The organism is Inquilinus sp., from assembly GCF_057815775.1.
Genome location: NZ_JBYRFX010000774.1, coordinates 1 through 10,338, shown reverse-complemented (window position 1 = coordinate 10,338; position 10,338 = coordinate 1). Strand labels below are relative to the sequence as shown.

8 protein-coding genes and 3 pseudogenes are annotated in these 10,338 nt (G+C 68.3%); 5 read left to right on the top strand and 6 right to left on the bottom strand.

What is annotated here, in order from left to right; genetic code table 11:
* Positions 1 to 917: pseudogene (locus tag AC3XYG_RS27365) on the top strand (M20 peptidase family dipeptidase); the annotation flags it as partial.
* A gap of 124 nt (positions 918 to 1,041) precedes the next feature.
* Positions 1,042 to 2,218 (top strand): annotated as a pseudogene (locus tag AC3XYG_RS27360) (IS481 family transposase).
* 51 nt (positions 2,219 to 2,269) lie between these two features.
* On the opposite strand, the gene AC3XYG_RS27355 reads toward AC3XYG_RS27360, so the two are convergent.
* The 5 genes and pseudogenes from AC3XYG_RS27355 to AC3XYG_RS27335 all read right to left on the bottom strand — a co-directional run bounded on the left by AC3XYG_RS27355 (position 2,270) and on the right by AC3XYG_RS27335 (position 7,943).
* Complete coding sequence (locus AC3XYG_RS27355; protein WP_489143034.1) at positions 2,270 to 2,962, bottom strand: aspartate/glutamate racemase family protein; 693 nt, start codon at positions 2,960 to 2,962, stop codon at positions 2,270 to 2,272.
* Positions 2,959 to 3,786, bottom strand: coding sequence for a 4-hydroxy-tetrahydrodipicolinate reductase (dapB, locus tag AC3XYG_RS27350; RefSeq protein WP_489143036.1), 828 nt, complete (start codon positions 3,784 to 3,786; stop codon positions 2,959 to 2,961). The genes AC3XYG_RS27355 and dapB overlap by 4 nt, the downstream gene beginning before the upstream one ends.
* Positions 3,787 to 3,970: 184 nt before the next feature.
* Positions 3,971 to 5,107, bottom strand: a pseudogene (gene dnaJ / locus AC3XYG_RS27345) (molecular chaperone DnaJ).
* Between the two features lie 133 nt (positions 5,108 to 5,240).
* Positions 5,241 to 7,157, bottom strand: a complete 1,917-nt coding sequence (gene dnaK / locus AC3XYG_RS27340; RefSeq protein ID WP_489143033.1) for a molecular chaperone DnaK — start codon at positions 7,155 to 7,157, stop codon at positions 5,241 to 5,243.
* A 159-nt stretch (positions 7,158 to 7,316) separates the two neighbouring features.
* Positions 7,317 to 7,943: a rhomboid family intramembrane serine protease gene (locus AC3XYG_RS27335; protein ID WP_489143032.1), complete on the bottom strand. Its 627-nt coding sequence runs from the start codon at positions 7,941 to 7,943 to the stop codon at positions 7,317 to 7,319.
* Positions 7,944 to 8,154: 211 nt separating this feature from the next.
* Here AC3XYG_RS27335 and AC3XYG_RS27330 point away from each other — a divergent pair, with 211 nt between their 5' ends.
* From AC3XYG_RS27330 to AC3XYG_RS27320, 3 genes are all read left to right on the top strand, one after another.
* Positions 8,155 to 9,453 carry a hemolysin family protein gene (locus AC3XYG_RS27330; RefSeq protein ID WP_489143031.1) on the top strand — a complete coding sequence of 433 codons (1,299 nt, stop codon included), beginning with the start codon at positions 8,155 to 8,157 and terminating at the stop codon, positions 9,451 to 9,453.
* Positions 9,454 to 9,531: 78 nt separating this feature from the next.
* Complete coding sequence (locus tag AC3XYG_RS27325; RefSeq protein ID WP_489143030.1) at positions 9,532 to 9,765, top strand: type II toxin-antitoxin system Phd/YefM family antitoxin; 234 nt, start codon at positions 9,532 to 9,534, stop codon at positions 9,763 to 9,765.
* A complete protein-coding gene (locus tag AC3XYG_RS27320; protein ID WP_489143029.1) occupies positions 9,762 to 10,145 on the top strand; it encodes a type II toxin-antitoxin system VapC family toxin in 384 nt (127 codons plus the stop codon). The genes AC3XYG_RS27325 and AC3XYG_RS27320 overlap by 4 nt, the downstream gene beginning before the upstream one ends.
* 15 nt (positions 10,146 to 10,160) lie before the next feature.
* Here AC3XYG_RS27320 and AC3XYG_RS27315 read toward each other — a convergent pair whose 3' ends face one another.
* Positions 10,161 to 10,307, bottom strand: coding sequence for an SDR family oxidoreductase (locus AC3XYG_RS27315; RefSeq protein WP_489143035.1), 147 nt, complete (start codon positions 10,305 to 10,307; stop codon positions 10,161 to 10,163).
* Between the last annotated feature and the right edge of the window lie 31 nt (positions 10,308 to 10,338).

The following is a 10,338-nucleotide window of genomic DNA, read 5'->3' as shown; positions in this document are numbered from 1 at the left end:
AGACCAGCGAGGAGATCGGGTCGCCCGGGCTCGACGCCATCTGCGCCGCGCATCGCGACCTGCTGGCGGCGGATGTGCTGATCGCGTCGGACGGGCCGCGGCTCGACCGCGCCCGGCCGATGATCGCGCTCGGCACTCGCGGCGTGATCAATTTCGACCTGACCCTGGCGCTGCGCGAGGGCCATCACCATTCCGGCAACTGGGGCGGCCTCCTGCCCAACCCCGGCACCATCATCGCCAATGCCGTCGCCGCGCTGGTCGATGCCCGTGGCACCATCCTTGTGCCGGGACTGCGGCCGCCCGCGATTTCGGACTCGGTGCGCCGCGCCCTGGCCGGCATCCCGATCGAACGGGACGCCGAGGGCGAACCGCTGGCGGAAGGCTGGGGCGAACCGGGGCTGAGCCCCGCCGAACGGGTGTTCGGCTGGAACGCGCTGGAGGTGCTGGCCTTCACCACCGGCAATCCGGCGGCGCCGCTGAACGCGATCCCGCCCGCGGCCAGCGTGCATTGCCAGCTGCGCTTCGTCGTCGGCACCGATGTGTCGGATTTGCCCGGCACCATCTCCCGCCATCTCGCGGCGCAGGGTATCCACGGCATCGTGGTGACGGAATCGGGCACGCCGATGATGGCGACGCGGCTCGACCCCGACGATTCCTGGGCGCGCTGGGCCGCCGCCTCGATCGCCGCGACCGTGGGCACCGCGCCGATGGTGCTGCCCAATGTCGGCGGTTCCCTGCCGAACGAGGTGTTCACCGACACGCTGGGCCTGGCGACGATCTGGGTGCCGCATTCCTATGGCGGCTGCCGCCAGCACGGTCCGGACGAGCATTTGCTGGCCCCGGTGGTGCGCGAAGGGCTGCAGATCATGACCGGGCTGTTCTGGGACCTGGGCGAGAGCGGGATTCCCGGGGGCTGAGGTGCCCACTCATCTCTGTCTGTCATTGCCCGGCTTGATGTATGGCCCGGGGAGATCCCTGACAGGTGTTCGGAGACATGGCTGACACATACTGCCGTGGCATAGGCTTCATGGGAGGCGAGCCATGGCGTGGCATGAGGTGTCGGTCATGGAGCAGCGTCGGGAGTTTGTCCGTCTGGCGGGGCAGGAAGGGTCGAACCGGCGGGAGTTGTGCCGTCGGTTCGGGGTCAGTCCTGATGTGGGCTACAAGTGGCTGGCACGATGGGAGGCAGGCGATGCCGAGCTGGCGGACCGGTCGCGGCGGCCGCATGTGAGCCCTGGGCGCAGTGCGGCAGCGACGGAGGCGGCGGTTCTGGCGGTGCGCGATGCGCATCCGGCCTGGGGCGCCCGCAAGATCGCAGCCAGGCTGATCCAGGACGGAAGCAAGCCGCCGGCAGTCTCGACAGTACACGAGATCCTGCGCCGGCATGGCCGGATCGACCCTGAAGCCGCCGTCTCGGGCCAGCCCTTCCAGCGCTTCGAGAAGGACGAGCCCAACCAGCTCTGGCAGATGGACTTCAAGGGCTGGGTGCCGCTGGTCGGGGGCCAGCGGTGCCATCCCCTGACCATGCTCGACGACCATTCGCGCTATGCGCCCGGCCTGCAGGCCTGCGCCGATCAGCAAAGCCTGACCGTGCAGGGCCATCTGCAGGTGGCCTTCCGCCGCCACGGCCTGCCGCAGGCGATCTTCGTCGACAACGGCTCGCCCTGGGGGGATGCCTCGGGAGAGCACTGGACCCGGCTCGGCGTCTGGCTGCTCAAGCTCGGCGTCCGGGTCCTGCACAGCCGGCCCTATCACCCGCAGAGCCGGGGCAAGATCGAGCGCTTCCACCGCACCCTCGCCGCCGAGGTCTTCGCCCTGGAGGCCTTCTCCGATCTCGCCGCGGTCCAGCGTGCCTTCGACCGCTGGCGCGAGGTCTACAACTGGCAGCGCCCGCACCAGGCGCTCAAGCAGCAGGTTCCGGCCAGCCGCTACCGGCCGAGCCCCCGGGTCATGCCCAGGCGCCTGCCCGAGGTCGAGTACGACAGCTGCGACATCGTCCGCAGCGTCGGCACCACCAAGGCCTATGTCAGCTTCCGCGGCCCGGCCCTGGAAAGTGCCGCAGGCCTTCCGCGGCGAGCGCGTCGCCATCCGGACCCTCACCACCGACGGCCAATTCGGCATCTTCTTCGCCAGCCACCTCATCGCCACCATCGACTTGACCAACTCACAACCTGTCAGCCATGTCTCCGAACAGGTGTCCGCCATGTCCCCGGGCTAAACATCAAGCCCGGCAATGACAAAGAAAAGTGAGGGCGGATAAGAGCGGGCCTCAGCCCAGCGCGAAGTCCAGCGCCCGGTCGGCGTGGATCACGGTGGTGTCGAACACCGGCAGGTCCAGGTCGGCCTGGGCGATCAGCATGCCGACCTCGGTGCAGCCGAAGATCACGCTGTCGGCCCCGGCGGCGCGCAGCCGCTCGATCTCGGCCAGGTACACCGCCTTCGACTCGGGCCGGATGATGCCGCGGCACAGCTCGTCATAGATGATGCTGTGGACCCGCTCGCGGCCGGCTTCATCCGGCACCAGCACATCGATGCCATGGCGGTCGCGCAGCCGGCCCTTGTAGAAATCCTGCTCCATCGTATAGCGCGTCGCCAGCAGCGCCGGGCGGCGGGCGGTGCCGGACTTGATCGCCTCGGCGGTGGCGTCGGCGATGTGGATCAGCGGCACGTCGACCGCGGCCTGAACCTCGTCCGCCATCCGGTGCATGGTGTTGGTGCAGATCAGCAGCGCCGCGGCGCCGCCGGCGGCCAGCCGCTTTGCGGCATCGACCATCCGCGCCGTCGCGCCGTCCCAGTCGCCGTCAGCCTGCAGCGCCTCGATCTCGGCGAAGTCGAAGGACCACAGCAGCAGCTGGGCCGAATGCAGCCCGCCCCGCCGGTCGCGCGCGCCTTCGTTCAGCAGGCGGTAATAGATCGCCGTGCTCTCCCAGCTCATGCCGCCGATCAGGCCGAGGGTCTTCATTCCCCAATCTCCTGGGCCGCCGTCTCCCGGGCCAGGCCAAGGACGTCGGCCATGGAGTAGAGGCCGGGCGCGCGGCCGCGGCCCCACAGCGCCGCCTTCAGGGCGCCGCGGGCGAAGATGCCGCGGTCGGTCGCCTTGTGCGCCAGCTCGATGCGCTCGCCCGCGCCGGCCAGGATGACGGCGTGTTCGCCGACCACGTCGCCGCCGCGCAGGCTGGCGAAGCCGATGGCGCCCTCGGCCCGCTTGCCGTCGCGGTCGATCGCCTTGGCGGCATCGAAATCGAAACCGCGGCCCTCGGCGGCGGCGCGGCCCAGCAGGATGGCGGTGCCGGACGGGGCGTCGACCTTGTGCCGGTGATGCATCTCGACCACCTCGATGTCCCAGCCGGCCTCCAGGGCACGCGCGGCCTGGCGCACCAGCGCCGCCAGCAGGTTCACGCCCAGGCTCATATTGTAGGATTGGATGATGGGGGTGTGCCGGCCGGCGCGGCCCAGCGCGGCAAGGTCTTCGGCCGAAAAGCCTGTCGTGCCGGTGACAAGCACCGCCTTGCCCTGGGCGGCCAGCGCGGCGAAGCGGACCGATGCCTCGGGCCGGGTGAAGTCGATCACCGCATCGGCAGTGGCGAACAGCTGCACCGGGTCGTCGCCGACGGTGACGCCGCAGGCAGGCCGCCCGGCCAGCACGCCGGCATCCTGCCCGACCCCGGCACCGCCCTCATGCGCGATGGCGCCATGCAGCACGATCGAGCCGTCATCGATGTCCAGCACGGATTGGATCAGCATCCGGCCCATGCGGCCGGCGGCACCGGTGATGCCCAGCTTCAGGGCGCCTTCGATCGGGCGCGGGATGTCGCCGGCGGTCATGCGGCAGCCTTTCTTCGGTGGTGGCGGCGTTTACCCAAAACGTCATCGCGAGGAGCGCAGCGACGCGGCGATCCAGCGGCTCGATCTCTGGATTGCCACGCCCCTTCGGGGCTCGCAATGACGAAACTGAGAAATTCCGCCGCCGCTACTCCTTGAAGAATTCCTTCACCTTGGCGAAGAAGCCCTGACTTTCCGGGCTGCTGCCGCCGCCGCCTTCGCGCTCGAATTCCTCGAGCAGCTCGCGCTGGCGCTTGCTGATATTGACCGGGGTCTCGACCTGCAGCTCGACATACATGTCGCCGCGGCCGGGTGAGCGCAGCACCGACATGCCCTTGCCGCGCAGGCGGAAGCGGGCGCCGGACTGGGTGCCGGCCGGCACGGTGATCTTGGCACGGCCGCCATCGATCGCCGGAATCTCGATCGGCCCGCCCAGCGCCGCGGTCGCCATCGGGATCGGCGCCTTGCAGAACAAATCGGCGCCGTCACGCTGGAACAGCGCATGCGGCCGGATCGACAGGAAGATGTACAGGTCGCCCGGTGGGGCCCCGCGCGCGCCGCTCTCGCCCTCGTTCGACAGGCGGATGCGGGTGCCGTCGTCGACGCCCGGCGGGATGTCGACCTTCAGCGTCTTGTCCTTGCGGGTGCGCCCCGAACCGCTGCAGGCGCGGCACGGGCTCTTGATCACCCGGCCCTGCCCGCCGCAGCCCGGGCAGGTGCGTTCGACCGTGAAGAAGCCCTGGGAGGCGCGGACGCGGCCGGCGCCGCCGCAGGTCGGGCAGGTCACCGGCTGGCTGCCGGGCTCGGCGCCCGAACCCTCGCAGACCTCGCAGGCGACCTAGGACGGCACCTTGACCGTCGCCTGCTTGCCCAGGAAGGCCTCTTCCAACGAGATCTCGAGGTTGAAGCGGACGTCGGAGCCGCGGCCGGCCTGGGCCCGCTGCTGGGCGCCGCCTGCCCGCCTGCCACCCATGAAGTCGCCGAACATCTCCTCGAAGATGTCGGCGAAGCCGCCGGACCCGAAATCGGACCCGCTCGGGCCGCGCGCCCCGGCGCTGCCGTCGAAGGCGGCGTGGCCGAAGCGGTCGTAGGCAGCGCGCTTCTGCTCGTCCTTCAGGACGTCATAGGCCTCGCTGATTTCCTTGAACTTGTGTTCGGCGTCCTTGTCGCCCGGGTTGCGGTCCGGGTGGAACTGCATCGCCAGCTTGCGATAGGACTTCTTGATCTCGTCCGCGCCGGCGCCGCGCGCAACTCCCAACAGCTCGTAATAGTCCTGCTTCGCCATGCGGATCCTCGTGCCGAACCGGGTGAGCCTACGGCCCCGGCCCGGATGAAAATCGCCCCCGCGCGGTCCCGTCATGGACCTCGCGGGGGCGGTGTCTGCCCTTCAGGTGCGTGTCGCGATCATGCGCCCGCGGTTACGCCGACTTCTTCTTCTTGTCGTCGTCGACTTCCTCGAAATCGGCGTCGACCACGCCCTCTTCCGGCTTCGCCGAAGCCTGCTCGCCCTCGGGGGCGGCGCCGGCTTCCTGGCTGGCCTTGTACATCGCCTCGCCGATCTTCATCGCCGCCTGGGCCAGCGCGTCGGTCTTGGCCTTGATCTGGGCCGCGTCCTCGCCGGTCAGCGCCGTCTTCAGCTCGGCCACCGCGCTCTCGACCGCCGCCTTGTCGGCCGCGTCGACCTTGTCGGCATACTCGGCCAGCTGCTTCTCGGTCGAATGGATCAGCGCATCGCCATGGTTCTTGGCCTCGACCACCTCGCGCCGCGCCTTGTCGGCGGCGGCGTTGGTCTCGGCCTCGCGCACCATCTTGTCGATGTCGCCGTCGGACAGGCCGCCGGAGGCCTGGATGCGGATCGCCTGCTCCTTGCCGGTCGCCTTGTCCTTGGCACTGACATTGACCAGGCCGTTGGCGTCGATGTCGAAGGTGACCTCGACCTGCGGCATGCCGCGCGGCGCCGGCGGCAGCCCGACCAGGTCGAACTGGCCCAGCAGCTTGTTGTCGGCAGCCATCTCGCGCTCGCCCTGGAACACGCGGATGGTCACCGCGGTCTGGTTGTCCTCGGCGGTCGAGAAGGTCTGGCTCTTCTTCGTCGGGATCGTGGTGTTGCGCTCGATCAGGCGGGTGAACACGCCGCCCAGCGTCTCGATGCCCAGCGACAGCGGGGTGACGTCGAGCAGCAGGACATCCTTGACCTCGCCCTTCAGCACGCCGCCCTGGATCGCGGCGCCGACGGCCACGACCTCATCCGGGTTGACGCCCCGATGCGGGTCCTTGCCGAAGAACTGCTTCACCGTCTCGATGACCTTGGGCATGCGGGTCATGCCGCCGACCAGGATCACCTCGTCGATTTCGCTGGCCTTCAGGCCGGCATCCTTCAGCGCGGCGCGGCACGGCTCGACCGTGCGCTGGATCAGGTCGTCGACCAGCGCCTCGAGCTTCGCCCGGGTCAGCTTGATGTTCAGGTGCTTCGGGCCGGACGCGTCGGCGGTGATGAAGGGCAGGTTGACCTCGGTCTGCACCGACGAGGACAGCTCGATCTTCGCCTTCTCGGCCGCTTCCTTCAGGCGCTGCAAGGCCAACTTGTCCTTGCGCAGGTCGATGCCCTGCTCCTTTTTGAACTCCTCGGCCAGGTAGTCGATGATCTTGGCGTCGAAATCCTCACCGCCGAGGAAGGTGTCGCCGTTGGTCGACTTCACCTCGAACACGCCGTCGCCGATCTCGAGCACCGAGATGTCGAAGGTGCCGCCGCCGAGGTCGTAGACCGCGATCGTGCCGGTCGCCTTCTTGTCCAGGCCATAGGCCAGGGCAGCCGCCGTCGGCTCGTTGATGATGCGCAGCACCTCGAGACCGGCGATCCGGCCGGCATCCTTGGTGGCCTGGCGCTGGCTGTCGTTGAAATAGGCCGGGACGGTGATGACGGCCTGCGTGACCTTCTCGCCCAGGAAATTCTCGGCCGTCTCCTTCATCTTCATCAGGGTGAAGGCGGAGATCTGGCTGGGGGCGTATTTCTGGCCGCGCGACTCGACCCAGGCGTCGCCATTGTCCCCGGACACGATCTGGTACGGCACCAGGTCCTTGTCCTTCTGGGTCATCGGGTCGTCATAGCGGCGGCCGATCAGGCGCTTGACCGCGAAAATCGTGTTCTCGGGGTTGGTCACGGCCTGGCGCTTGGCCGCCTGTCCGACAAGCCGCTCGCCCGATTCGGTGAAGGCGACGATCGACGGCGTGGTGCGCGCGCCTTCCGCGTTCTCGATCACCCGGCCCTGCGGCCCATCCATGATGGCGACACAGGAATTCGTGGTGCCGAGGTCGATACCGATGACTTTGCTCATCTCTTCCTCATTCCTTTAGCAGGTCGGGCCGGCCCTCGGTGAGGCACCGCCAGGACCCCCAATCAACATATGCCGCCACGGGCGGCGTTGCTTCCACGGTCATATAGGCGGGGCGTCCGCGGCCTGCAACGGCGAGTCTTCGGAATCTGCGGCGCTGTGTTACGTGCGCCGCGGTGTTCCCAGGGCAAATCCGGCCAGGAAGCCGCCGATATGGGCCTGCCAAGCGACCTGGGCGTCCAGTCCCATCAGCCCGCCGCCGAACAGGGCGAACAGCACATTGGCGATGATGGTGAAGCCGATCAGGTTCAGCGCCAGCCGCCGCCGGCCAGGATCGTGCGTCGCCAGCATCAGCCGGCAGAAGGCGCCGATGCAGCCCGACACCGCGCCGGACGCGCCGAACAGCTGGATCTCCTGGCCCCAGCTGGCGGCGATCTGCACCACCGCCGCGGCAACCGTGGTGGCCAGCAGCAGCACGATATAGCGTCGCCGGCCGAACTGGCGCTCGCACATGCTGCCGAAGGCCGCGAAGAAGCCGAGATTGCCGACCAGGTGGATCGGCGCGACATGAACGAAGGCGTAGAACACCAGCGAGGAGACCACGGTCAGCGCGTCGAAGATGGTCCACTGGCTGATCAGGGCGAAGTACTGCGGCACCACGACCATGCGGTTGATGATCGGTCCCCACAGCGTTTCCGGCAGCAGGTTGATCACGGCGAAGACGGCGACCATCACGACGCTGAGCCACAGGGTGATCGGCGGGACATTCAAGATCGGCTGGCGCGGCATGGCCTCTCGGGGCTCTCGTCTCGGTCCCGGCCTCATACAGGAGGCAGCCCGTCGCAGGAAGCCCGCGATGCCAATTGCCGCGCTTCCGGACGGGCTTCTTCGGCACTGCAACAGAGACATGGTGGACGAGAGGCCGCCCGACCGCGTATCAGAGGATCATTATGCCCGCCGCAAATGAAGAGACGGACGAACCTCCGTCTAGCGCCCGCCGATGATCGTCGAACTCGTCATCGTCGTGCTGCTGATTCTGCTCAACGCCTTTTTCGCGATGTCGGAACTGGCGCTGGTCTCCGCCCGCCGCGCCCGCCTGCAAGGCATGGCCGATGCCGGCCACCGCGGCGCCCGCGCCGCCCTCACCCTCGCCGAAGACCCCAGCCGCCTGCTGTCGACCGTGCAGGTCGGCATCACCCTGGTCGGCATCTTCGCCGGTGCCTTCGGCGGCGCCACCCTGTCGGTGCCGGTGCGCGAATGGCTGCAGACCCTGCCGGTGGTCGGGCCCTGGGCCGACGGGCTGTCCTTCGCCCTGGTGGTGTTCGCCATCACCTATTTCTCGCTGATCATCGGCGAGCTGGTGCCCAAGCGCATCGCGCTGAACCATGCCGAGACGATCGCGTCCCGCGTCGCCCGGCCGATGCAGCGCATCGCCATGGTCGGGGCGCCGGTGGTCTGGCTGCTGCAGCGTTCGACCGAGCTGGTGCTGCGCCTGCTCCGCATCTCCTCCGTCCCCAGCCAGACGGTGACGGAGGAGGAGGTGAAGTCGTTGATCGCCGAAGGCACCGAGGCCGGCGTCTTCGTCGAGGCCGAGCGCGAGATGATCGACGGCGTGCTGCGGCTGGCCGACCGGTCCGTGCGTTCGATCATGACGCCGCGGCATGAGATGGTGTGGATCGACCTGGAAGACAGCCTGGACGAGATCCGCAAGACCATCGCGTCCGGCGGCTGCAGCCGGTTCCCGGTGGCGCGCGGCACGCTCGACGAGGTCGAAGGCATGGTCCAGACCAAGGACATGCTCGACCGCCTGCTGCAGGGCGGGCCGCTCGACATCGCCGAAATCATGCGGCCGCCGCTGGTGGTCCCGGACGGCACGCCGGCCCTGAAGCTGCTGCAGACCTTCCGCAGTTCCTCCATCCACCTCGCCATCGTGGTCGACGAGTACGGCAGCGTCGAGGGGCTGGTGACGCCGAGCGACATCCTGTCGGCGATCGCGGGCGAGGTTGGCGACCTTAGCATCGACGCCGCCGGCTATTCGATCGTGCGGCGCGAGGATGGCAGCTGGCTGGTCGACGCCATGACCCCGATCGACGAGGTCGAGCGGCTGCTGCGCCTGCGCGGCCTGCGTTCGCCGGAGGACGACTACCACACCCTGGCCGGCTTCGTGCTCTGGCACCTCGGCCGCATGCCGAAGGTGGCGGAGAGCTTCATCGAGAACGGGGTGCGCTACGAGGTCATCGACATGGACGGCAACCGCATCGACAAGGTGCTGGTCCGGATCGACCAGACCGAGCCTTAGAAGGTCCCGAAAGCTGGTTGGCTAACTTGACCAACAGGGCCAAGTTGACTAACTTAGCTAGCCAGCCCGGAGGACCCGATGCAAGTGACCGTGCACGTCGCCAAAACCCATCTGTCCAAGCTTATCGAGGCGGCGTTGTCTGGCGAGGAGGTCGTCATCGCCAAGGGTCGCAAGCCCGTGGTCAAGCTGGTCGCGATACCGCAGACCAAGTTCAAGATCGGAATTCTCGAGGGACAGGTGGCCGGGCCGGCACCGGATTTCTTCGAGCCTCTGGACGAAAGCGATCTGGCGGCCTGGGAAGGCGGCAAATGAAGGCTGTCCTCCTCGACACCCACACCTGGGCCTGGACCTTGACGGAGGGCGACCGGCTCTCGGCCAAGGCCCGGGCGATGATCGAGCAGGCCCAGACGGTGTTGTTGAGCCCGATCTCGTTCTTCGAGATCGGGCAGAAGGTGCGGCTGGGGAAATGGCCGGCAATGGAACATCTCGTTTCCAGGCTGCCGGCGATCCTGGAAGAACAGGGTGGCGGCATCGTCGAGTTGACGCCGACCATCTGCCTGCATGCGGCCACCATGTCGTGGCCGCATCGCGATCCCTTCGACCGCCTGCTGGCCGCGAGCGCGATCCATCATGACGTGCCGCTGATTTCGGCTGACTCGGTGTTCGAGGGCATCGTCACCCGATTGTGGTGATCCCGGTCCGCCCGGTCAGTCGTGATAGACCAGCGACCGGCCGCCATCCATGGTCAGGATCGAGGCGGTGGTGAAGGCGGATTCGTCGGACGCCAGATAGACCGTGGCCCAGGCCACCTGCGCCGGCGTGCCGATGCGGCGCAGCGGGATCAGGTCTTCCACCGTCTTGGGCGCCGCCGCCGGGTCCGCCGCG